Annotated in this window: 24 protein-coding genes, 1 tRNA gene and 1 pseudogene; 16 read left to right on the top strand and 10 right to left on the bottom strand. The window is 60.4% G+C overall.

Features of this window, described 5'->3' with window-relative positions:
- Window positions 1–14: 14 nt before the first annotated feature.
- The 6 genes and pseudogenes from cmk to pyrF all read left to right on the top strand — a co-directional run bounded on the left by cmk (window position 15) and on the right by pyrF (window position 5,280).
- A pseudogene (gene cmk, locus QAO71_RS10160) lies at window positions 15–691 on the top strand ((d)CMP kinase).
- Between the two features lie 156 nt (window positions 692–847).
- Window positions 848–2,530 (top strand): 30S ribosomal protein S1, encoded by a 1,683-nt coding sequence (gene rpsA / locus QAO71_RS10155; protein WP_036993519.1) that lies wholly within the window; start codon window positions 848–850, stop codon window positions 2,528–2,530.
- Window positions 2,531–2,692: 162 nt separating this feature from the next.
- Entirely contained in the window at window positions 2,693–2,986 is a 294-nt protein-coding gene (gene ihfB / locus QAO71_RS10150) for an integration host factor subunit beta (protein ID WP_036993517.1), read from the top strand.
- Between the two features lie 67 nt (window positions 2,987–3,053).
- Window positions 3,054–3,353, top strand: coding sequence for a LapA family protein (locus QAO71_RS10145; protein ID WP_036993516.1), 300 nt, complete (start codon window positions 3,054–3,056; stop codon window positions 3,351–3,353).
- Between the two features lie 5 nt (window positions 3,354–3,358).
- Complete coding sequence (gene lapB, locus QAO71_RS10140) at window positions 3,359–4,564, top strand: lipopolysaccharide assembly protein LapB (RefSeq protein ID WP_280164307.1); 1,206 nt, start codon at window positions 3,359–3,361, stop codon at window positions 4,562–4,564.
- A gap of 14 nt (window positions 4,565–4,578) precedes the next feature.
- A complete protein-coding gene (gene pyrF / locus QAO71_RS10135) occupies window positions 4,579–5,280 on the top strand; it encodes an orotidine-5'-phosphate decarboxylase (RefSeq protein ID WP_036993514.1) in 702 nt (233 codons plus the stop codon).
- Between the two features lie 51 nt (window positions 5,281–5,331).
- Here pyrF and bfr read toward each other — a convergent pair whose 3' ends face one another.
- Window positions 5,332–5,799, bottom strand: a complete 468-nt coding sequence (gene bfr / locus QAO71_RS10130) for a bacterioferritin (protein ID WP_036993513.1) — start codon at window positions 5,797–5,799, stop codon at window positions 5,332–5,334.
- Window positions 5,800–5,919: 120 nt separating this feature from the next.
- Window positions 5,920–6,129, bottom strand: coding sequence for a bacterioferritin-associated ferredoxin (locus QAO71_RS10125; protein ID WP_036993511.1), 210 nt, complete (start codon window positions 6,127–6,129; stop codon window positions 5,920–5,922).
- Window positions 6,130–6,488: 359 nt separating this feature from the next.
- On the opposite strand from QAO71_RS10125, the gene QAO71_RS10120 reads away from it, so the two are divergent.
- The 5 genes from QAO71_RS10120 to QAO71_RS10100 all read left to right on the top strand — a co-directional run bounded on the left by QAO71_RS10120 (window position 6,489) and on the right by QAO71_RS10100 (window position 11,947).
- Entirely contained in the window at window positions 6,489–7,922 is a 1,434-nt protein-coding gene (locus QAO71_RS10120) for an MFS transporter (RefSeq protein ID WP_280164306.1), read from the top strand.
- A 188-nt stretch (window positions 7,923–8,110) separates the two neighbouring features.
- Entirely contained in the window at window positions 8,111–9,436 is a 1,326-nt protein-coding gene (locus QAO71_RS10115; RefSeq protein WP_348273392.1) for an MFS transporter, read from the top strand.
- A complete protein-coding gene (locus tag QAO71_RS10110; RefSeq protein WP_280164304.1) occupies window positions 9,433–10,413 on the top strand; it encodes a DUF2157 domain-containing protein in 981 nt (326 codons plus the stop codon). Before QAO71_RS10115 ends, QAO71_RS10110 begins: the two co-directional genes overlap by 4 nt.
- On the top strand, window positions 10,410–11,459 hold the full coding sequence (locus QAO71_RS10105) for a DUF4401 domain-containing protein (protein WP_280164303.1): 1,050 nt from the start codon (window positions 10,410–10,412) through the stop codon (window positions 11,457–11,459). The genes QAO71_RS10110 and QAO71_RS10105 overlap by 4 nt, the downstream gene beginning before the upstream one ends.
- Window positions 11,456–11,947 (top strand): GDYXXLXY domain-containing protein, encoded by a 492-nt coding sequence (locus QAO71_RS10100; RefSeq protein WP_280164302.1) that lies wholly within the window; start codon window positions 11,456–11,458, stop codon window positions 11,945–11,947. The genes QAO71_RS10105 and QAO71_RS10100 overlap by 4 nt, the downstream gene beginning before the upstream one ends.
- 22 nt (window positions 11,948–11,969) lie before the next feature.
- On the opposite strand, the gene QAO71_RS10095 is transcribed toward QAO71_RS10100, so the two are convergent.
- The 4 genes from QAO71_RS10095 to argF form a co-directional block, all read right to left on the bottom strand.
- Window positions 11,970–12,194, bottom strand: a complete 225-nt coding sequence (locus QAO71_RS10095) for a hypothetical protein (protein ID WP_036993506.1) — start codon at window positions 12,192–12,194, stop codon at window positions 11,970–11,972.
- Between the two features lie 119 nt (window positions 12,195–12,313).
- Window positions 12,314–12,793 carry a peptidylprolyl isomerase gene (locus QAO71_RS10090; protein ID WP_036993505.1) on the bottom strand — a complete coding sequence of 160 codons (480 nt, stop codon included), beginning with the start codon at window positions 12,791–12,793 and terminating at the stop codon, window positions 12,314–12,316.
- 72 nt (window positions 12,794–12,865) lie between these two features.
- Window positions 12,866–13,972 carry an ABC transporter ATP-binding protein gene (locus tag QAO71_RS10085; RefSeq protein ID WP_280164301.1) on the bottom strand — a complete coding sequence of 369 codons (1,107 nt, stop codon included), beginning with the start codon at window positions 13,970–13,972 and terminating at the stop codon, window positions 12,866–12,868.
- Between the two features lie 11 nt (window positions 13,973–13,983).
- Window positions 13,984–14,889 carry an ornithine carbamoyltransferase gene (gene argF / locus QAO71_RS10080; protein ID WP_280164300.1) on the bottom strand — a complete coding sequence of 302 codons (906 nt, stop codon included), beginning with the start codon at window positions 14,887–14,889 and terminating at the stop codon, window positions 13,984–13,986.
- Between the two features lie 225 nt (window positions 14,890–15,114).
- Between argF and grxD the strand changes: the two genes are divergently transcribed.
- Both grxD and QAO71_RS10070 read left to right on the top strand, forming a co-directional pair.
- Window positions 15,115–15,432 (top strand): Grx4 family monothiol glutaredoxin, encoded by a 318-nt coding sequence (grxD, locus tag QAO71_RS10075; RefSeq protein ID WP_036993498.1) that lies wholly within the window; start codon window positions 15,115–15,117, stop codon window positions 15,430–15,432.
- Window positions 15,433–15,593: 161 nt separating this feature from the next.
- Window positions 15,594–15,670: transfer RNA gene (locus tag QAO71_RS10070), tRNA-Pro, on the top strand.
- Between the two features lie 63 nt (window positions 15,671–15,733).
- Here QAO71_RS10070 and QAO71_RS10065 read toward each other — a convergent pair.
- On the bottom strand, window positions 15,734–16,024 hold the full coding sequence (locus QAO71_RS10065; protein ID WP_074778238.1) for a hypothetical protein: 291 nt from the start codon (window positions 16,022–16,024) through the stop codon (window positions 15,734–15,736).
- Between the two features lie 183 nt (window positions 16,025–16,207).
- On the opposite strand from QAO71_RS10065, the gene QAO71_RS10060 reads away from it, so the two are divergent.
- Window positions 16,208–17,380, top strand: coding sequence for an AI-2E family transporter (locus QAO71_RS10060; protein WP_280164299.1), 1,173 nt, complete (start codon window positions 16,208–16,210; stop codon window positions 17,378–17,380).
- Here the strand turns inward: QAO71_RS10060 and glpK are convergent.
- The 3 genes from glpK to QAO71_RS10045 are packed head-to-tail and all read right to left on the bottom strand — an operon-like array spanning window position 17,361 to window position 20,397.
- Window positions 17,361–18,851 (bottom strand): glycerol kinase GlpK, encoded by a 1,491-nt coding sequence (gene glpK, locus QAO71_RS10055; RefSeq protein WP_280164298.1) that lies wholly within the window; start codon window positions 18,849–18,851, stop codon window positions 17,361–17,363. The two genes, QAO71_RS10060 and glpK, sit on opposite strands and share 20 nt — an antisense overlap.
- Window positions 18,852–18,880: 29 nt before the next feature.
- Complete coding sequence (ybaK, locus tag QAO71_RS10050) at window positions 18,881–19,354, bottom strand: Cys-tRNA(Pro) deacylase (RefSeq protein WP_074778244.1); 474 nt, start codon at window positions 19,352–19,354, stop codon at window positions 18,881–18,883.
- A gap of 8 nt (window positions 19,355–19,362) precedes the next feature.
- The gene (locus QAO71_RS10045) at window positions 19,363–20,397 is read right to left on the bottom strand and encodes an NADP-dependent oxidoreductase (protein WP_280164297.1); all 1,035 of its coding nucleotides are present in this window, start codon (window positions 20,395–20,397) and stop codon (window positions 19,363–19,365) included.
- A 175-nt stretch (window positions 20,398–20,572) separates the two neighbouring features.
- Between QAO71_RS10045 and QAO71_RS10040 the strand changes: the two genes are divergently transcribed.
- Entirely contained in the window at window positions 20,573–20,884 is a 312-nt protein-coding gene (locus QAO71_RS10040; protein WP_280164296.1) for a hypothetical protein, read from the top strand.
- A 62-nt stretch (window positions 20,885–20,946) separates the two neighbouring features.
- Window positions 20,947–22,374, top strand: coding sequence for a hybrid sensor histidine kinase/response regulator (locus QAO71_RS10035; RefSeq protein WP_280164295.1), 1,428 nt, complete (start codon window positions 20,947–20,949; stop codon window positions 22,372–22,374).
- The last annotated feature ends 58 nt before the right edge of the window (window positions 22,375–22,432 follow it).

Below are 22,432 nucleotides of genomic sequence, written 5' to 3'. Positions count from 1 at the left end.
CTGCTGACACAGACATGGCGCCCGTCATCACCATCGACGGGCCGGGAGGCTCCGGCAAGGGCACTCTCACCGGCATGCTGGCCGCCCGGCTGGGCTGGAATCTGCTGGACTCCGGTGCACTGTATCGGGTGCTGGCCTTCGCCGCCGGCAATCACGGGGTGGATCTTGCCGATGAGCAGACCCTGACCAGCCTGGCAGCCCACCTGGACGTGCGGTTCCTGGTCGAAGAAGACCAGGAGCAGCGCATCATTCTCGAAGGCGAGGATGTTACCCGGGGTATTCGCACCGAAACGGCCGGCGCCGCGCATCCCGTGTGGCTTCCCTGCCAGCCGTTCGTCAGGCGCTGCTGGGCCGTCAGCAGGCCTTCCGCGAGGCGCCCGGGCTGGTCGCCGATGGCCGCGATATGGGTACTGTGGTGTTTCCCGATGCCCAACTGAAGATATTTCTGACCGCCAGCCCGGAAATCCGTGCTGAACGCCGTTACCGGCAGTTGCTCGAAAAGGGCGAAACTGCTAGTCTTGCGGGTCTTCTCGATGAAATAAATGCCAGGGACGAGCGGGATATGAACCGCAGCATCGCGCCATTGCGGCCAGCTGAGGATGCCATCCTGATCGATTCTTCGCATATGAGCATCGAAAAAGTACTTGAAGCAGTGCAGACGGAAGCGCGCAAGCGCAACCTGCTGGACTGATCAGGCGAGTCCTTGACCGGGTAATCAGCACTACCGGAAAAGGTATCAATATAATCAACCCACGCAAGCTGGTGGCGTGGCGGGCAAGTTGGCTGCAGGGCACGCGTTTGAGCGGCCAGGCGGTTACTGCCTTATTACACTTTTACAGGAATCCAAATGAGCGAAAGCTTTGCCGAACTTTTTGAAGAAAGCCTGAAAACCCTTGATATGGAGCCAGGCTCCATCATCACCGGTATCGTTGTGGACATCGACTCTGACTGGGTCACCGTTCACGCCGGCCTGAAATCCGAGGGTGTCATTCCGCGCGAGCAGTTCCTGAACGATCAGGGCGAACTGACCATCAGCGTGGGTGATGAGGTACACGTTGCACTGGACGCCGTCGAAGACGGTTTCGGTGAAACCAAACTGTCCCGTGAGAAGGCCAAGCGCGCCGAATCCTGGAAAGTCCTCGAAGCAGCTTTCGCCGCAGAAGAAATCGTCAAGGGTGTCATCAACGGCAAGGTCAAAGGTGGCTTTACCGTCGACGTCAACACCATTCGTGCGTTCCTGCCGGGTTCCCTGGTCGACGTCCGTCCGGTCCGCGACACCGCGCACCTGGAAGGCAAGGAACTGGAATTCAAGGTCATCAAGCTCGACCAGAAGCGCAACAACGTTGTCGTTTCCCGTCGCGCCGTTCTCGAAGCCGAGAACAGTGCCGAGCGCGAAGCCCTGCTGGAAACCCTGCAGGAAGGCCAGGTTGTCAAAGGTATCGTCAAGAACCTCACCGACTACGGTGCGTTCGTTGACCTGGGCGGCGTAGATGGTCTGCTGCACATCACCGACATGGCCTGGAAGCGCATCAAGCATCCGTCCGAAATCGTCAACGTTGGCGACGAGATCGACGTCAAAGTGCTGAAGTTCGACCGCGAGCGCAACCGCGTTTCCCTGGGTCTGAAGCAGCTGGGCGAAGATCCATGGGTTGCCATCACCGGTCGCTATCCGGAAGGCACTCGTGTCAACGCCAAGGTCACCAACCTCACCGACTACGGCTGCTTCGCCGAGCTGGAAGAGGGTGTTGAAGGCCTGGTTCACGTTTCCGAAATGGATTGGACCAACAAGAACATCCATCCTTCCAAGGTCGTTCAGGTTGGCGACGAAGTGGAAGTCATGGTTCTGGACATCGACGAAGATCGTCGTCGTATCTCCCTGGGCATCAAGCAGTGCAAGATGAACCCGTGGGAAGAGTTCTCCAGCAAGTTCAACAAGGGCGACAAGATCTCCGGCTCCATCAAGTCGATCACCGATTTCGGTATCTTCATTGGTCTGGACGGCGGCATCGACGGTCTGGTTCACCTGTCCGATATCTCCTGGAACGAAGTCGGCGAAGAGGCCGTACGTCGCTTCAAGAAGGGCGACGAGATCGAAACCGTCATCCTGTCGGTCGATCCGGAGCGCGAGCGCATCTCCCTGGGTATCAAGCAGCTGGAAGACGATCCGTTCTCCAACTTCGTATCCCTGAACGAGAAAGGCACCATCGTTACCGGTACCGTCAAGGAAGTTGACGCCAAGGGTGCGGTAATCACCCTGGTCGAAGACATCGAAGGTACTCTGAAGGCCTCCGAAATCAGCCGTGACCGCGTTGAAGATGCGCGCAACGTGCTGAACGTCGGCGACGAAGTCGAAGCCAAGATCATCAGCGTTGACCGCAAGAGCCGTGTCATCAGCCTGTCGATCAAGGCCAAGGACGTTGAAGACGAGAAAGAAGCCATCCAGGACCTGCGCAAGCAGGAAATGCTGGCTGCCGGTCCGACCACCATTGGTGATCTGATCAAGCAACAGATGGAAAACAAGGGCAACTGATTGCCAGTGTGATCCATTGAAAAAGGGCGACTTCGGTCGCCCTTTTTTGTGCTCGCTGTTCCTGGTCTGGCGTGGTTGGCCATATCAGGCTGTTCAAATCCAGTCAAGCATGGTAAAACAAATCAAAACGGATCCTAGCCGATTGAATAAAAAGGGAAAATCATGACCAAGTCGGAGTTGATCGAACGTATAGTCGAGCAACAGGGCCAGTTATCAGCCAAGGATGTGGAGCTGGCCATCAAGACTATGCTGGAACATATGTCGACCGCGCTGGCCACGGGCGAGCGTATCGAGATACGAGGGTTTGGCAGCTTCTCGCTGCATTATCGGGCGCCGCGTGTCGGCCGCAATCCCAAGACCGGCGAGTCGGTACAGCTCGACGGCAAGTACGTGCCGCATTTCAAACCCGGTAAAGAGTTGCGGGATCGGGTCAACGACTCGCTGGAAACCGCCTGACCCGGCATATGACTCATCCTCAGGCTGCGCTATACTGCCTCCCTGCACAAGAAAGGGGAGTGGCGGCATGCAATGGCTGAAACGCGCGGTGCTGATCATCGTGCTGTTGTTGGTAGCACTGGCGACCATCGATTTCATGCTGGAAAACCAGCAGAACATCGCGTTGCAGTTTCTTGAAATATCCTCTCCCGAATATCCGGTTTCCCTTTTCATTATCATCGCCTTCATTCTCGGCAGTGTGCTGGGTGTTCTGATTGGCTGGCTGCTGACCACCCGCCTGCGACTGCGTTTGATGGTGCAGAGCAATGAACTCAATCGCTATCGCAAGGAAGTCGACAAGCTGCGTACCCAGGCTGTCAAAGGCTGATTGCCATGCAGGAACTGATGTTCCTCGGCTTGTTCGTGGCGGCGCTGGGTATTGGCTGGTTTCTTGGTCGCCGTGAGGCCATCAAGGTCGGCGTAATGCTGGCGCCCCACGGTAGTGCCATCGACAAGCAATATTTCATCGGTCTCAACTACTTGCTCAATGAGCAACCGGACGAGGCGATCGAGACCTTTATCCGCGCCCTTGAGGTCAACCCCGAAACGGTTGAGACCCATATCGCCATCGGCAAGCTGTTCTGTCAGCGTGGTGATGTCGAGCGGGCGATCAAGGTGCACCAGAATCTACTGGCGCGGCCCAATCTCACTACCCAGCAGGCCGACCGGGTGCAGTTCGAGCTGGCCCGGGATTATCTGGCGGTCGGGTTGCACCATCGGGCCGAACGGCTGCTGGATGAGCTGGTAGAGTCGGGCTCCAGCCTCAGCGCCGATGCGCTGTCCGACCTGGTGCGCATTCACGAGCGCGAGCGTGACTGGCAACAGGCGGTGGCAGTAGGCAAGCGCCTGCTGCGTGAGCGAGAGAGCTTCGCGGTCACCTTGGCACATTACCACTGCGAACTGGCCCGCGAGGCGCAGGCGCGTCAGGAGTGGCCGCAGGCGCGGCGCCATCTGCTGGATGCGCTTGCTACCCAGCGCAACTCGGTGCGCGCCATGCTGATGCTGGCCGAGCTGGAGGCGGGGCAGGGGCGTGATCGTGAGGTGCTCAAGTGGCTGCGCCGGTTGGCGGTGAACGATCCGGATTTCATTCCCCAGGCGCTGCCGCTATTGCAGAACCTTGCGGCGGCTGATCATCTGGATCTGCTGGCTTTTCTCGACGAGGTACTGGAAAATGCCCAACCGCCGATGGTAGCGACTGTGCTGGCGCGTGCCGATGAGTTGAACAAGCGCGCCGGACTCGCTGCCACCAGCCGGTACGTGCTTGCCCACCTGCAGCAGCAGCCCTCATTGCGCGGATTGCTGTATCTGATTGATCTGCACAAGGATAATGTCGAGCCCCGCGGGCATGCCAATCTGATGATTCTGCGCGGGATCGTTGAAGCATTGCTGATCGACAAGCACAAGTATCGCTGCCAGGCCTGCGGTTTTTCCGGCAGGCAGTTGCACTGGCAATGCCCGACCTGCCACGGCTGGTCAACGACAAGACCTTTGAAGGGACCGGAGCCGGCTAGCGCCAGCCCGTCGCTGAGAACCATCTGACACAGGAAAGATAAATGCCCTGCAATAGCCCGATAATTGTTGCCCTGGACCTCCCCGATATGACCGCTGCGGTCACCATGGCCGACCGTCTCGATCCGGCACAGTGCCGCCTCAAGGTAGGCAAGGAGTTGTTCACTGCGACTGGGCCGGCCATCGTGGAGGCGCTGCAGAGCAAGGGATTCGAGGTGTTTCTGGATCTCAAGTTTCACGACATTCCCAACACCACCGCCAGCGCCGTTCGGTCGGCGGCCGAGCTGGGCGTGTGGATGGTGAATGTGCATGCCAGCGGTGGCCGGCGGATGATGGAAGCCTGCCGCGAGGTATTGGAGCGCCGCTCCGGTCCGAGCCCGCTGCTCACCGCAGTCACGGTGCTGACCAGTCTGGAGCAGGAAGATCTGCAGGAAGTGGGCATTGATATCGAGCCCATGGTGCAGGTGCAGCGCCTGGCACGTCTGACGCAGGATTGCGGCCTGGATGGAGTGGTCTGCTCGGCGCGTGAAGCGAAAGCGCTTAGAAACGCACTCAGCGAGGATTTCAAGCTGGTGACACCGGGCATCCGCCCGGATGATGCCAGTGTCGATGATCAGAAGCGTATTGTCACGCCACGCCAGGCAATGGAGAACGGCAGCAGTTATCTGGTGATCGGGCGCCCCATCACGCGTGCCGAAGACCCGGCGGCAGCGGTATCCGATATTCTGGACAGTCTGAACAGCTGAAACGAAAGAGCCCGCCAATATGGCGGGCTCTTTTTTGTCACGGTAGAACTGTCAGCTGATCTGCGACTGCTGGTAGTTCTCGATACCTACCTTGTCGATCAGGCTCAGTTGAGTTTCGATCCAATCGACGTGCTCTTCTTCCGAGGTCAGGATGTCTTCGGCCAGCTCTCGGCTGCCGTAATCACCGATGCTTTCGAAATAGGCGATGGCGGCCTTGAGATCGGGGATGCCCTTCATTTCCAGACGCAGATCGCATTCGAGGATCTCGCGGGTGTTTTCGCCGATCAGCAATTTGCCCAGATCCTGCAGATTCGGGATGCCTTCAAGAAACAGGATGCGCTTGGTCAGAGCATCGGCATGCTTCATCTCATCGATGGATTCATGGTATTCATGGTCGCCGAGCTTATCCAGACCCCAATCCTGCAGCATGCGGGCATGCAGGAAGTACTGGTTGATGGCAACCAGCTCGTTGCCGAGCAGAATGTTGAGATGGCGGATTGCCTGTGCGTCGCCTTTCATGACGGAATTCCTCAGTGCGGGATCAATTCACTGAGTGTGCTATCCGCGCGGCGAACTGTCAAATACAAGCCTTGAAAATCAAGAAGATAGAAATGTTTCGCGATGGCATGCAAGACGCATTCATGCCATTGCGAACTGTCCTGCGTTGACGAAGCTGGTGGTGGCAGCCTGGCGGTATTCACCGATGATGGACTTGCATTCACGACCGCATTTACCGCATTGATTGGCGACATCCAGACGTTCTCGCAGATCCCGCATGCTGCAGGCGCCATCGGTAACAGCGTCGCGAATCTGGGTATCGGTAATTCCCTTGCAAAGACATACGTACATCGGTGCCACTCCAAGGTGTCAGCTGAGCAATGGCTATACGCTAATCATAATGAGAATAATTGTCAAACAACTATCGATGCGATTCGCAAAAAGACAGACGGGCGGTCCGCTTAAGTAGTACGCAACCCCCTTGTAGACGGCATCAGTGCGCTGAATATCGCCCATCGTCCGCTCTGATGATGTCTGGATGCCGCGCCAGTCCTGATGCGCAGCGGTACGGCGCGGTGCCTGGGCAAACCCTCGTTACATCTCGTTGAAATCAGGTTCGGATATTGATCGCCGGCTGGCATAGACTCGCATCGACTATTACAAGAAAAGGGGCGGGGCCTGGCTCCCTGCCTGACCAACGGAGTCGTCCCATGAGTCAGTCCGACATTCTGAAACGATCAACCATTCTCGTCCACGGTTCCGTGGGCATCCCCCTGGCCATCATCGGTTATCCGCTGGCCGTCTATCTCCCACCGTTCTACGCCCAGGAAATGGGCTTGAACATGGCGTTGATGGCGTTGGTGCTCGTTCTGGCACGATTTTCCGATGTCATCACCGACCCGCTGGTCGGCATGATCAGTGATCGCTGGCAGACGCGGTTCGGGCGCCGCAAGCCCTGGCTGATAATGGGTACGCCGTTGATGCTGCTGGGCACGGTAATGATCTTCATGCCGCCGGAAGGGGCGGGGATCATGCATCTGATGGGCTGGACCATATTGATGTACCTCGGCTGGACCATGGTCACGCTGCCGTACGGCGCCTGGGGAGCGGAGCTGTCGACACTCTATCATCAGCGCAGCCGCGTTACTGCCTCCCGAGAAGGTTTCATTCTGTTGGGGTTGTTCATCGCTGCCCTGGCGCCGGCCATTGTCCAGGCGCTGGGCGCGCGCTATGCGGCGGGCGATACCGACAGTCTGCTGATGCGTACCGCGGTCTGGTTGGTGGGCCGCGATGGCGAACTGGGGATCGGCTACGGGCCTATTCTGGCCTCGATGGGCTGGTTGCTGCTGATTCTGCTGCCCCTCACCGTGTTGCTGGTGGTCACCTGCGTGCGCGAAGCGCCGCCGCGTTCGGTGCAACGTACCGATTGGAAGAAGGGGCTGCGTGTACTGAAGAATAACGGGCCGTTCAAACGTCTGATGCTGATTCTGCTGATCGTGATTACCGGTGAATCCTTCCGTAATGCCATGTCGGTGTTCTTCATGCAACACGTGATCCAGATTCAGGCGCACATCGGCATGATGTATCTGCTGTATTTCGGCATTGGCATCCTGGGTATCCCATTCTGGCTGGCGCTGGGGCGCCGGATTGGCAAGCACCGCGCTTTCTGTGTGGCGGTTGGCATCTCCAGTCTCAGTATCCTTGGCATGTTCTTCCTGCAGGCTGGCCAGCTGTTGCCGTTTGCCATCATGTTCGCAATCAAGGGCTTCTGCTTTGCGGCCTTCCAGTTTTTGCCGCTGTCGATGCTGGCTGATATCGTCGATCTGGACACGGCGCGCAGCAAGGAACATCGCACCGGCTTGTTCTTTGCCATGTCCGGCATGGCGCAGAAGATGGCCATGGCCGTCGGTCTCGGCTTATCGCTGGGCCTGTTGTCGCTGGTGGGCTTCGATGCGACCCAGACGGTGCACAGCGAGCAACAGTTGATGTCGTTGCGGGTGCTTTACATCATCGGCCCCGTGCTCATGTACATGGCAGCCTTCATGCTGGCGCGCCGGTACCCGCTGACCTCTGATCGACAGGAGCGCATCCGCCAGTGGATCCAGCGGCGCAATGTGCGGTTGCAGATTGTGGAGGCAGACTAAGGGTGGCTGCGGTGCCTGGTCTGTTCGCGGGCGCGCCCGCTCCCAAAGGGGAGGTGTCTGGGTGGGCCCGAGTCGCGCGGCGGTGAAACCGGCCTTGGCCACCAAGCTTTTTTTGCCAGTCATATCGCAGTCGCGCAACTGACAGGTTGTTCCGTTATGCTGTCATCCTTCAGCAGAGGTTAGGAAGGATGGCAGCGATGTCGGAGCGGTCTCAGTTCGGTCTGTTACGCAGCAGGCGTTTTCTGCCGTATTTCATCACCCAGTTCCTGGGTGCGTTCAATGACAATGTGTTCAAACAGGCGTTGGTGCTGGCGATCCTGTTCAAGATCGGTGTCAGCGCCGATCCCAATGTATTGATCAACCTCAGCGCCTTGCTGTTTATCCTTCCGTTCTTCCTCTTTTCCGCCCTGGGCGGGCAATTCGGCGAGAAATATCCCAAGCAGCGGCTGATCCGTCTGATCAAGTGTGCCGAGATCATCATCATGCTGGCAGGGGCGGCCAGCGTGCTACTGGGGCATCTGCCGTTGATGCTGGCGGTGCTCTTTGCCATGGGGGCGCAATCCTCCCTGTTCGGTCCGGTGAAATACTCCATATTGCCGTTGCACCTGGCTGAGCGGGAGTTGATCGGGGGCAACGCCCTGGTAGAAATGGGGACCTTCCTGGCGATTCTTGGCGGCACCCTGTTCGCTGGTGTGCTGATGTCTGGGGAGCAGTGGGCCAGCTGGGTGTCGGTAGCGGTGGTCTTGTTGGCGTTGTGTGGCTTTCTCGCCAGTCTGGCGATTCCGCCCACCGCCGCTGCGCTGCCGCACCTGCAACTGGACTGGAATATCTTCCGCCAGTCGGCGCGGATTCTTCATCTGGGGCTGGTCCAGCAATCGAAGGCGGTATCCCGGTCGCTGCTGGCCAACTCCTGGTTCTGGTTTCTTGGGGCCACCTATCTGGCGCAGATTCCCGGCTTTACCCGGGATTACCTGGGCGGCGATGAAACTGTGGTCACGCTGATCCTGGCGGTCTTTTCCACCGGGATCGCCGCCGGTTCGCTACTGTGCGAGCGGCTCTCGAACAAAAAGGTAGAGCTGGGGCTGGTACCGCTGGGCGCTATCGGCCTGACGCTGTTCGGGCTGCTGCTGTGGGGCGGCGCGGGTTTCATTGACATGGGCGAGGGTGGGCTCGGCTGGATGGATCTGCTGCTGCAGCCGGCCGCCTGGGCGGTCATGGCCTGCATCCTGGGTCTGGGTGTCTTCGGCGGTTTCTACATAGTGCCGCTGTATGCTTTGATCCAGTCCAGAACGGCGGACAGCGAGCGTTCCCGGGTCATTGCCGCCAACAATATTCTCAATTCCCTGCTGATGGTGATTTCCGCCATTTTCGCCATGTTGATGCTGGGCTTGGTGGGGGTTAGCATTCCGCAACTCTTCCTGGTGGTTTCGCTGCTCAACGTAATGGTCAGTCTGTATATCTTTCTGGCCGTGCCCGAATTCACCGACCGACTCAAGGCGTGGGCTGGCAAATGAAGCTGATGGATGACATGCGACGGCGCGATCAATTGCTGGACTGGACCGAGCAGGGTCTGCTCAGCCGTGAGCAACTCCAACGGGCGTTGGCACCGGAGCGGCCGCAGCCGGCCGCGCGTCATTGGCTGACGGCGCTCGACCGGGTGCTGGCGTTCTACGGTTGTCTGTTGCTGGCACTTGGCGTGCTGTTCTTCTTCGCCTTCAATTGGGAAGAACTGCACCGTTTCACCAAACTGGCGCTGGCCGCAGCGGCGCTGAGCGGCTTTGCCGGCATTGCCTTGCTGATGCCACGGGAATCCGTCGTCGGGCGGGCCACGTTAATGGGGGCGGCGCTGGCGACGGGTGGATTGCTGGCGCTGATTGGACAGACTTATCAAACCGGGGCGGATATCTGGCAGCTATTTGCCGTCTGGACGGTATTGAGCCTGCCTTGGGCGCTGCTGTCGCGGTCTGCCGCCTGTTGGGTGCTATTCTGGCTGGTCGCCAACCTGGCGCTGGTGCGCTATTTCGCCAGCACCGGCAGTTGGCTGTTCGGCGGGCTGCACGGTGTCTCTCCGGGATTATTGAGTCTGGCCGCGTTCAATGCGCTGCTGCTGGTGTTATTCGAATGTTGGGGCGGTCGCTTGCTGCTGCAGCCCAGCCGCCTCCTGCCACGCCTGGCGGGCTGTGGAGCACTCGCCGCGCTCGGTCTGGGCGCGATGATTGCCTGGTGGCGTCCGGGGCTGGGCCACCTGTTGCTGATACTGGCTGCGATCTATCTGGTGGGCATTCCCATCTACCGACGCTTCAGACCTGACCTGTTGCTGCTGGCCATGCAGCTGTATTCGCTGGTGGCGGTGCTGACCGCGGGCCTGGCGCGATTGCTGCAGGATATCGACGACTTCGCCTTGGTCTGGCTGCTCGGCCTGTTCGTGCTGCTGGGCAGCGCCATGGTGTCGGTCTGGCTGCAGCGTTGCTATCGGGAGGACCAGCAATGAATAGGAGTTGGCAGCAGGCGTTGCTCGACGAGTTGCAGCAGCGGCGGATACTGGAGCAGGACGAGGGTATGCGACTGCAGGCCGGGCAGGCGGCACCCTGGTATATGACGGCGCTGTCCGGCTTCGCCGCCTGGTTTGCGGCGCTGATGCTTCTAGCGGCCTGGGTGATGAGTCTGGGCAGCGGGCCGCTGCCAAACCTGTTTGCCGGCGTGCTTTTGTTACTGACAGCTATTGGTTTGTTGCGCGGCTCGGGGGCCTTCGTCCCCCAGCTGGGATTGGCCTTTTCCATGCTCGGGCAGGCGTTGCTGGTGTTTTTCAGTGCTGAGCTGCAGCAGACGGATTTTCTGAGGCTTCCGGCACTGGTGGCGCTACTGGTGGCTATTGGCATGCTGCTGGTGCCCGCCGGCAGTGGACACCGGTTTGTCTGCGCCCTGGCGGCCATGCTGGGTCTGGTGCTGTTGTTCGACTCTTACTTCCTGTTATCGATCCAAGCCGTGGTGCTGGCGGCGCTGGCCGTCTGGCTCTGGCTGCGGCGCGCCCACTGGGCACATCTGCCTCAGGCCGGGATGATCCGCGCAGTTGCCGGTGCGGCTACGCTAGTGGCCGTGGCATCAGGCATCATCGGCCAGCCGTCAATGGGCGGCCTACGCTGGATTCTGGCGCTGGAGGGCGACAACGCCGGATGGCTGGCGTGGCTCTATCCGCTGGGCGCCACGCTGGTGTTGCTGGCGACTCTGGTCTGGCTGACCAGCGCCCTTCAATGGCCGGTTCGGCTGGGTGCTCTGGCTGGCGCGCTTGTGCTTGCCGCTCTGAGCAGTCCGGCGCCGGGGTTACTGATTGCCGCGGCACTCTGGCTGGCGGTATTCCACGCCTGTGATCGGCTCTGGTCGGTGCTGGTGGGAGTGGGTGTGGCGTTCTACTTGAGCGACCTGTATTACAGCCTGCATATCACGCTGCTGGTCAAATCGATATTGCTGGTCGCCAGTGGCTTGTTGCTGTTGGCGCTGCGCCAATGGCTGGTCATGCCGTTGAGGAGGGCTGAATGAGTCGATACGTCCTGGGCGTTATTGCTGCCTGGTTGCTGGTGATGGCAGTGGCCGGGTATGCGGTCCTTGGTCATGAACGTACCTTGCGCGACGGCCAACTGGTACTGCTGCGCCTGGCCCCGGTGGACCCGCGTTCGCTGATGCAGGGCGACTATATGGCGCTGCGCTTTGAGTTGGATTCACAGCTGCGGGCCGAAAATGGCAAGTGGCCTGCCTATGCCCACTTGCAGCTGGGTGCAGGCGCGCGAACGACCTTCATCGGTACCGGTGACACACCCATCAACGAGCCTGGCAGAGTATCCATGCGTATCCGGCCAGGTGCGGGTGGCGCAAGCCTGGGGCCTAATGGGTTTTTCTTCCAGGAAGGTAAGGCTGCGCTCTATGAGACTGCGCACTGGGGTGGTTTCCGGGTGGCGGCTGACGGGACTGCGTTGCTCACCTCGCTGTACAGCGAGGATCTGAGATTATTGGGCAACAACCGCCGTTAATTGCGCTGAAAGCGGAAGCGGATCAAGCTTTCTGGGGCTTGGCTGCAGTCTTGCTGGCCGGCTTGCCGTAGGTCTGGCCGCTGGTGCCGCTGGGGATGCTCTGGATTTCGCCGCCCGAGGCAAGGAAGGCTGCAATCTGGTTGTCGATGGACTCGCTGGTGGCTACGGCCGCATCGGCTTTACGTTTGGCAGGGGCGGTTTTTGCTGCGGGCTTGACGGCAGGTTTGACAGCGGGTTTGGTGGACATGTGGTACCCTCTTGGCGGAAAAAACAACCATAATACACTATTTGTGTCAACATTGCTTGGCTGCTTTTTTCAAAGCCGTTTCGTCTACGCAAAAACGGCTCTGAGGACACCGGGGAAGCTTAGTGCTGGTGGCCACCTACGCCGTGGGCATGACCATGCGCCAGTTCTTCGGCAGTCGCTTCGCGGACCGACAGAATCTCGATATCAAAAGTCAGATCGCGACCAGCCAGTGGATGGTTGGCATCCACTTCGGCCTGGGATAACCCTACCTTGACCACAGTCACCTGGCGCGGGCCCTGTTCGGTCTGAATCACCGCCAGCATGCCCGGCTTCCACTTCTTCGCACCTTGCAGATGCTTGACCTGGACCTTCTGGGTGGCATTGTCCTGGCGCGGGCCGTAGGCCTTGTCGACCGGCAGCTCGACGCTGAAGACGTCACCGGCTTCGTGTCCTTCCATGGCCTCGACCAAACCATCCAGCAGACCGGGCTGACCGTGCAGGTACAGCACGGGTTCGTGCTGGCGCGAACTTTCGACTTCGCCATTGGCATCGGAGAGGGTGTAGTGGAACTCGACTACCGTATTTTTTGCGATCTGCATGAATGACTCATCAGGCTGGTTGTAAAGGCGCCATTATCCGGACCCGTCGCGCTCTTGCCAAGTCGCGGCGGGTCAGACCGAAACCCCGGACGCCAATACCTGCTCCAGCGGCAACTGGGCACTGACATTGACGCTACCCTGGGCGGAGAAGATCACCAGATGGTCGGCCGACACGCGGATGCCCAATACCTCGCCCAGCGAATGATCGTCATGGCTCGGGAAAATCGCCTCCAGCACGCTGCCCGTCGCAAGTTGCAGGCGATACAGTGTGCTGGCGCCGAGGAACAGCTTGCCGGTGATGGTGGCCGTCAGGCTGCTGCCTTCCTGGCCAACGATATCGTCGGGGCGCAGCAATACATCCACGGCGCTGCCAGTGGGCAACTGATATGCGCGGTTGCCGCGGATCACGCCCAGCTCGGTCTGCACCGTATCGGGTGTAAGCAACTGGCCGCGAATGAAGTAGCCCTGACCAATGAAGCTGGCGACAAAAGGTGTAGCCGGCTCGTGGTACAGGTTATAGGGCGTGTCCCATTGTTGCAGGCGCCCCTCGCGCAGTACCCCAACCTGATCACAAACGGCAAAGGCTTCGCTCTGATCGTGGGTGACCAGCATCGCACTGGTGCCGCGGGCCTTGAGGATGTCGCGCACCTCACCCGACAGCCGCCGGCGCAGCTCGCCGTCCAGATTGGAGAAGGGCTCGTCGAGCAGCAGCAGCCGGGGCTCCGGTGCCAGTGCGCGGGCCAGTGCTACCCGCTGCTGCTGGCCGCCGGACAGCTCATGGGGATAGCGCTGGCCGAGCTTGCCGAGTTTGACCAGCTCCAGCAGCTCGCCAACAATGCGCTGGCGTTCGGGGTGCTTGTTGATGCCGAAAGCAATGTTCTGCGCCACGGTCAGATGCGGGAACAGGGCGTAATCCTGGAATACCATGCCGATCCGCCGTTGCTCCGGCGGTACGTTATGGGTAGGGCTCGACAGTACCTGGCCATCCAGGCGAATCTCCCCGGCGCTGACCGGCTCGAAACCGGCAATGCTGCGCAGGGTCGTGGTCTTGCCGCAGCCGGAGGGGCCGAGCAGGCAGCCGATATCGCCGGCGCGCAGATGGATGCTCAGCTCCTGTACCACCTTGTGCCCGGCATAGCCGCAAGCGAGATTATTCAGCTCCAGAATGATATCGGACATGGGGGCTACCGTCAGTCGATGAGCAGGAATTCAACCAGTGCCTTCTGTGCATGCAGGCGGTTTTCCGCCTGATCCCAGACCACGCTGCGCGGATCCTCCATCAGCGCCGCTGATACTTCCTCGCCCCGGTGAGCCGGCAGGCAGTGCATGAAGATCACCGACTCGTCCGCCCGGTCGAGCATCGCTGGCGTCACCTGGTAGGGCGCGAAGCTCTGCATGCGAGCCTGGGCTTCCTCTTCCTGGCCCATGGAGGCCCAGACATCGGTGCATACCAGGTGGGCGCCGGCGACGGCCTCGTTGGGATCGCGCAGCAGGGTGACGCGATCGCCAGCCTGTTCGAGAAACGCCGGGTCCGGGTCATAACCCTCGGGGCAGGCAATACGCAACTGGAAGTCGAACTGCATCGCCGCCTGGATATAGCTGTTGCACATGTTGTTACCGTCGCCGATCCAGACCACTACCTTGTCCTTGATGCTGCCGCGGTGCTCCAGGAAGGTCTGCATGTCGGCCAGCAGTTGGCAAGGATGCAGGTCATCACTCAGGCCGTTGATCACCGGCACCTGCGAATGGGCGGCAAAGGTGTCCAGAGTGCTGTGGGCAAAGGTACGGATCATGACCGCATCGCACATGCGTGACAGCACCCGGGCGCTGTCCTCGATCGGCTCGCCGCGACCCAGCTGGGTGTCGCGGGGTGACAGGAAGATGGCCTGGCCGCCCAGCTGGATCATACCCGCCTCGAAGGACACCCGGGTCCGGGTCGAGGCCTTTTCGAAGATCATGCCCAGCACACGGTTTTTCAACGGCTCGTAGATGACGCCCTGCTGATGCAGTGACTTGAGCTCGATACCGCGTTTCAGCAGTCCAGCCAGTTCTGCCGGGGTGCAATCCATCAACGAAAGAAAATGCCGTACAGTCATCTTGTGCTACCTGGTTACATCGGTCGGCTGTCGACCGGAAACAGTGGGCCTTACCGTGACCTGACGGCCCGGTACAAGCCATACGCGAAAAAGTGAGAAGCGGGGATCTTATAGGGAAAATCCGGTGCAAGGCAAATACCCGTGCCCCTGTCGCTGCTCCTCGGCAACGAGATCCACTTTGCGGTACAATGAGCGCAATTTCGGGCCACGCCATTGAGGACTCCCATGAGCACCATCGACACCATCAAAGAGCAGATCTCCAGCCACCCGGTACTCATCTACATGAAAGGCGCACCCAACGCGCCCCAGTGCGGTTTTTCCGCCCGCGCGGTTCAGGCGCTGATGAGCTGCGGCGAGAAGTTCGCCTACGTTGACATCCTGCAGAATCCGGACATCCGCACGGAGCTGCCCAAGTACGCCAACTGGCCGACCTTCCCGCAGCTGTGGGTAAAGGGTGAACTGGTCGGCGGCAGTGACATCATCCAGGAACTGTTCGACTCCGGCGAACTGCAGACCATGGTGAGCGCCGCCACTGCGGAGTGAGCTCCAGTGGGCTGAAAAGATCCCGTCCCGGCCTGGTCGTGACGGGATTTTTTGTGCCCGACCGTATGGGGAAAGCTCCCCTAAGCACCGGATGACAAAAGATTTTTTCAACCCCCTCTTGTGAAAAACGGACGATTATGTAAAATGCCGCCTCACAAACACGGAGCGTAGCGCAGCCTGGTAGCGCGTCTCGTTCGGGACGAGAAGGTCGCTGGTTCGATTCCAGTCGCTCCGACCAATACCGAAAGCCCTGATTCGCAAGAGTCAGGGCTTTTTTGGTTTCTGGTTGCCTGATTGAGCGCTAGCTGTCGGCGTTATCCATAGCGCCTTCTTCATTGCCGATGCTGTTGATTTCCTGCAATGCCTTGCTGGAATGGACGACGCAGCTTTCCTCATCACCTTGCGCCTGGGCTTCACCGGCCAGGCGGATATGATCTTCGAGCTGGGTGCGGGCTTCGTCGGACAGTTGATCCAGGGGCGCCGAAGAATAGCGCGCCAGCTCCTGCATGTTGGATGTGCAGGTGACATCCTCGGCAAACGCGACCGGGGTGGCCAGTAGCGCGGTAGTGAAGATCAGTGCCAGGGTTTTCATGGGGAATCTCCGGTGTGCCAATGAAATGGTACTCATCCATTGGGACAATGAGCTGGTCGCAGGGTTTGGTTAATTTTGCGGCAGCACACATACGTACAGAAATTGCCATGCAGCGTGCTATCTGCAATCGGTTACCACTGGTATTCTTCGTGTTTCCACGGAATCTGGAGTCGCTGGCCGGTCATGCTCAACGAGAATTTTGAAAACAAGAGTTTCATCCTGCTGCTGGCATTGGTCTCGGTGGCCTTCGTCTGGTTGCTGTTGCCGTTTTATGGTGCGGTCTTCTGGGGCACTGTCCTGGCATTGATCTTTCAGCCGATGCAGCGGCGTTTCGAAGCGCGGCTCAATCAGCGGCGGGGGTTGGCGGCGCTGATTACCCTGGCCATCATCCTGTTGATGGTGATTTTGCCGGTCAGCCTGCTGGCCGGTGCGCTGGTCCAGGAAGGGGCGGCCATCTACCAGCGTATCGATACGGGTACCCTCGACTTTGGTGCCTATCTGCAACAGGTCATCAACGCCTTGCCCGGCTTTGCCCAGGATCTGCTGGCGCGTTTCGGCCTGACCGATATTTCCAGCGTGCAGGAACGTATTTCCCAGCTGGCCATGAGTGGTAGCCAATATCTGGCGACCAAGGCCTTCAGCATCGGTCAGAACACCTTCCAGTTCCTGATCAGCTTCGCGATCATGCTTTATCTGCTGTTCTTCCTGCTGCGCGATGGACGGCAGGTGGCGTCGAGAATCCGCCGGGCCATTCCGCTGGGTGAAGGCTACAAACAGCACCTGCTCAGCAAGTTCACTACGGTGATCAAGGCCACGGTCAAGGGCAACATCGCGGTGGCGGTGGTGCAGGGCGCGCTGGGCGGGTTCATCTTCTGGGCGCTGGGGCTGCAGGGCGCGCTGCTCTGGGGTGTGATCATGGCGGTGCTGTCGTTGCTGCCGGCCGTCGGTGCCGGACTGATCTGGGGGCCGGTGGCGATCTACTTCCTGGCAACCGGAGCTATGTGGGAGGCGGCAATATTGACCGCCTTCGGCGCGGTGGTCATCGGTCTGGCGGATAACGTACTGCGCCCCATCCTGGTAGGCAAGGACACCAAACTGCCCGACTATGTGATATTGATCTCCACTCTGGGCGGGTTGGCGTTGTTCGGGCTCAACGGTTTTGTCATCGGGCCGCTGATTGCGGCGCTATTCATCGCTGCCTGGAGCTTGTACGCCGAAGCCCGGGAGGAGCAGGAAATAGTTGCCGTGCCGACCGAGGAGTTGTCTCAGACCGAGCTGGCCGAAGAGAACCCCCTGGCGACGGCTGAACCGGTTATTCCGACGCAGGACAAGCCGATCAGGGATGCTGATTCCTGATTCGGCTGACCGCATCCAGCCAGCCGCTGTAGAGGGCTTCACGGCGCTCCTCGGGCATGGCTGGCTGAAAGCTGCGCTCGCAATCCCAACGCGCCGCAATGGCGTCCAGGCTGTCGAACAGACCCATATGCAAACCTGCCAGGCAAGCCACGCCGAGGGCGGTGGTTTCTGTCACCTGGGGTCGGTCCACCGGCACGCCGAGGGTATTGGCCAGGGCCTGGACCATCCAGTTATTCACCACCATCCCGCCATCCACCCGTAAGGCCGAGGTGGCGATGGCGCCATCGGCGATCATCGCTTCCAGCAGATCGCGGGTCTGGAAGCACACCGACTGCAGACCCGCAGTGACGATCTCGGCGATGCCGGTATCCCGCGTCAGGCCGAAGATCGCCCCGCGCGCCAGCGGGTCCCAGTAGGGCGCACCCAGGCCGGTGAAGGCCGGCACCAGGTATACACCACTCTGATCGCCCACCTGTTCGGCCAGGGCTTCGGTTTCATCGGCGTGGCGGATCAGCTTGAGGCCGTCGCGCAGCCACTGGATCGCGGCGCCGGCGACGAAGATGCTGCCCTCCAGTGCGTAGGTGGTCCGCCCGCCGAGCCGATAGCCGACCGTGGTCAGCAGCCGGTGGGAAGAGGCTACCGGCTGCTCGCCGGTATTCATCACCATGAAGCAGCCGGTGCCATAGGTGCTCTTGACGCTGCCGGGGGCGAAGCAGGCCTGACCGACCAGCGCGGCCTGCTGATCCCCGGCCATGGCCGCGATCGGCAAGCTGGCGCCGAACAGTGCAGCCTCGGTCTGACCGAAATCCGCAGCGTTATCCAGCACCTCCGGTAGCAGGCTGCGCGGTATGTCCAGCAGCTGCAGCAGATCCTCGTCCCACTGCTGGTTGTGAATGTTGAACAGCATGGTGCGTGAGGCATTGGTTGCGTCGGTGCGGTGCACCCGGCCGCCGGTCAGGCGCCACAGCAGAAAACTGTCGATCGTGCCAAAGCGCAGCTCACCCCGTTCGGCGCGCTCGCGCGTGCCAGCGACATTGTCCAGCACCCAGCGCAGCTTGGTCGCAGAGAAATATGGATCAATCAGCAGTCCGGTGCGCTGGTTGATCAGGGGCTCGTGCCCTTCGGATTGCAGGCGATCACAAAAGGCGGCGGTGCGCCGGTCCTGCCAGACGATGGCCGGATAGACCGGTTCACCGGTGGCTGCATCCCAGACCACAGTAGTTTCGCGTTGGTTGGTGATACCGATGGCCAGCACATCGGCGGCATCCAGTCCGGCCTTGCTCAGCGCCTCGCGTACCACCGTCAACACACTCTGCCAGATGTCCTCCGGATCGTGCTCCACCCAGCCATCCCGGGGAAAGTGCTGGGTGAACTCCTGTTGTGCCACGCTCACCGGCTGGCAGTGCTCATCGAACAGCATGGCGCGGCTGCTGGTGGTGCCCTGATCGATGGCGAGAAGATGTTTCGGCATTGAGGAGGTCCCCGAGGTCCTGTGGATGATCAGCTGGCCCGGCCGATAGCGGCGAAGCTGGCGCCGGTCTGGCTGGCCAGATCCTGTGGTTGCAGTTCTATCTCCAGGCCGCGTCGTCCGCCGCTGACGAACACTCTTGGCCAATCATTGGCACTGGCATCGATGAAGGTGCGCAGGCGCTTTTTCTGGCCCAGCGGGCTGATACCGCCCAACAGATAACCGGTACTGCGCTGGGCGGCGGCGGGGTCGGCCATGGCAGTTTTCTTCGCCCCGGCAGCCTTGGCCAGCAATTTCAGGTCCAACACTCCGTTGACCGGCACCACCGCCACCAGCAGTTCGCCGGTGTCGGTGCTGGCCAACAGGGTCTTGAATACCTGTTGCGGGTCGAGGCCGAGTTTATCGGCGGCCTCGCCGCCGTAGGACTCGGCCTGTGGATCATGTTCGTAGCGGTGCAGTTGGTATCCGACCTTGGCTTTGTCGAGCACTTTGGTGGCGGGCGTCATGGGCGGTCTCAGTCAGCTATCTTGACCACCATTTTGCCAAAGTTCTGCCCTTCGAGCATGCCGATGAATGCCTGGGGCGCGTTTTCCAGCCCCTCGACCCGATCCTCCCTGACCTTCACCTTGCCCTCGGCGACCCAGGGGGTCATGGTCTGCAGGAACTCGGGATAATGCGGACCGTAGTTGTCGAAGATGATGAACGCCTGCATGCGGATGCGCTGGCTCAGCATCAAGCGCATCAGTTGCGGCAGGCGGTCCGGGCCCGGTGGCAGCTCGGTAGCGTTGTACTGGGCGATCAGTCCACAGATGGGAACCCGGGAATGGGGGTTGAGCAGTGGCATGACCGCATCGAATACCTTGCCGCCGACGTTCTCGAAATATACGTCGATGCCGTCGGGGCAGGCATTGGCCAGGTCATTGGCCAGGCTGTCGAGCTTGTGATCCAGGCAGGCGTCGAAGCCCAGTTCATCCACCGCATAGGCGCATTTGTCCGGTCCGCCGGCAATACCGATCACGCGGCAACCCTTGAGCTTCGCCACCTGGCCGACCACGCTGCCGACCGGACCAGTGGCCGCAGCCACTACCACCGTCTCGCCGGCTTTGGGCTGACCGATATCCAGCAAGCCCATATAGCCGGTGAAACCGGGCATGCCGAGCACGCCAAGCGCCTGGGACGGCTCGGCCATATTCGGGTCGAGCTTGAAGACCATGCTGCCATTGGACAGGCTGTAATCCTGCCAGCCGGCGGTGTAGCACATCACCAGATCACCGGCGGCAAAACCATCCAGGTTGGATTCCATTACCCGGCTGACGGCACCGCAGGGCATCACATCACCGACCGCTACCGGGTCGGCATAGGACTTGGCATCGCTCATGCGGCCGCGCATGTATGGGTCCAGCGACATCCATAGGTTGCGCAGCAGCATCTGACCTTCGCCAGGGTGGGGGACCGGGGTTTCGACCAGTTTGAAGTTGTCCGGCACCGGTGCGCCCACCGGGCGTGAAGCGAGCAGAATCTGGCGGTTGATAGTGGCGGTTTGCGGCATGTGACTTCCCCGGTGTGAAATGGCTCGCCTGAGCATGGCGGGCGTAGCGGATGAGCTATCAAGTTAGTAAACAAGGTGGGCGAGGGCAACTGAAACCTGTGGCCCGGCGCGTACTTGGTGGTCTGAGCGCAAAGGGGTAATCTTGCACGATACCGAACCAAAGGATAACAACAAGATGACGCAAGTCACCCAGGCCGGATTGGCCGAGCCGCTGGATGAACCCGGGTTGTTGGCCCAAAGTCGTCGCCTTGGCCGGCTGCGATTTCCCGTCCCGATCGAGGCGGACTTCCAGGCCTACATGCACCGCAAAATGTGCAGCCGGGTATGGGCGGTGGCAGTCTCCAGTATCGGCTTCATGCTGTTGTTCATCTGGGTGGATTACGCGTTTCTGCCGGCATCCGTGTATCACCTGAGCATCACCGTGCGGGTGCTGGTGCTGCTACTGGTGTGCTTCTGCCTGTGGTACTCCAACCGGCCGGGCGAGTAAGTCCGCGATCCGCCTTCGATATCGCCACCCTGGGATATATATCTACCGGGTTGATGGTGATCATGGTCATCCTGGTTTGCCGGACGCAGCAAGTGCCGGTGGCGGTCACGCACGATGGGCTGTATCTGATTCTGCTGTCGGGCTGTTTCTTGCTGGGGCTGCCCATGCGCAGCTCCGCGCTGGGCTCCTGGTTCATCGTGCTCAGCTATCTGGCCGGGGAAGCGGCAATCGGTTCCTCGCGGCAGATCGTATTGGGCAATGGCCTGTTTCTCGGCTGTTTCACCCTGATGGGCAGCATCGGTGCCTATGCCTACGAACATATGCTGCGCCGGGCCTATCTCAACGAACAGTTATTGCAGGCTGCCCGGGACCGCGCCGAGCGGGAAAGCCAGGGCAAGACGCGCTTTCTGGCCACCGCCAGTCATGACCTGCGCCAGCCCTTGCATGCCATGACCCTGTTCATCCGCCATCTGGAAGAAAAGGTGATCGAGCCGGAAACCCGCAAAAGCGTCACCCGGCTGGCCGAATCGACCCATCTGCTGCAGGCGATGCTCAACTCGCTGCTGGATATTTCCCGGCTCTCGGTGGGCATGGTGCGTCCGCAATTGCGCCACATCAATCTGCGCGGCTGGCTGCAGCGGCTGCTGGCTGGCTTCGAGGTCAGCGCCGGGGAGCGGGATATCGAACTGGTACTCGACTGCCCGCCGCACTGCGCGCTGTATACCGATCCCATGCTGCTGGAGCGGTTGGTGCGCAACTATCTGAACAATGCATTGGTACACGCCGGCGCCACACAGGTGCGGGTCGTGGTGAGCGAACGGGACGAGCAACTGCGCATTGCCGTGGTGGACAATGGCTGTGGGTTGAGTCGCGATGAGCAGGCGCGAATATTCGAAGAGTTCACCCAGCTGCGCAACCCCGCGCGTACGCTGGAGAAGGGCGTTGGGCTGGGATTGTCGATCTGTCGTCAGCTGCAGCGTCTGCTGGAATACCCTTCCGGCGTTGAATCCGAACCGGGGCAGGGTTCTTCCTTCTGGGTTGAAGTGCCCAAAGGTGAGTGGCAGGAGGAAGCACAGCCTGCAGCCCTGTCGGGTAGCGCGAGGCTGCAGGGCCGGGTGGTGCTGGTGGAGAATGACCTGGTTAACCGCCAGGCCATGGAAGTTCTGCTGCGCCACTGGGGTTGCGAGGTCGAAAGTCATGAGCAGGGGGGGAGACTGCTGCGCGGCGACCGGCGTGATGGCGAAGTCGACCTGTTGCTCGCGGATTACCATCTGGAAGGCGGCATGACTGGCCTGGAGTTGATCGAAGCAATGCGCCAGGAAGAGCTCTACACCGGACCCGCCGTGCTGGTCACTGCCGACACCAGCGACGAGCTGGCCCGCAGCGCCGAAGCAGCAAATGTCCTGCTCATCTACAAACCCGTCCTGCCCGCGCGCCTGCGACGACTAGTGCAGTCACTGCTGCAGGGACAGATGGCATCCATCACCTGAGCTAATGCCACAGGCGTAGCGCCCGAACGCGGGTTGGGCGCTTTTCCTTGTCGTGCGT

Origin of the sequence: Halopseudomonas sp. SMJS2 (genome assembly GCF_029866945.1) — a bacterium.
GTDB classification, from domain to species: domain Bacteria; phylum Pseudomonadota; class Gammaproteobacteria; order Pseudomonadales; family Pseudomonadaceae; genus Halopseudomonas; species Halopseudomonas bauzanensis.
The sequence above is the reverse complement of the archived record's forward strand: the minus strand, read 5'-3'. Positions and strand labels throughout refer to the sequence as shown.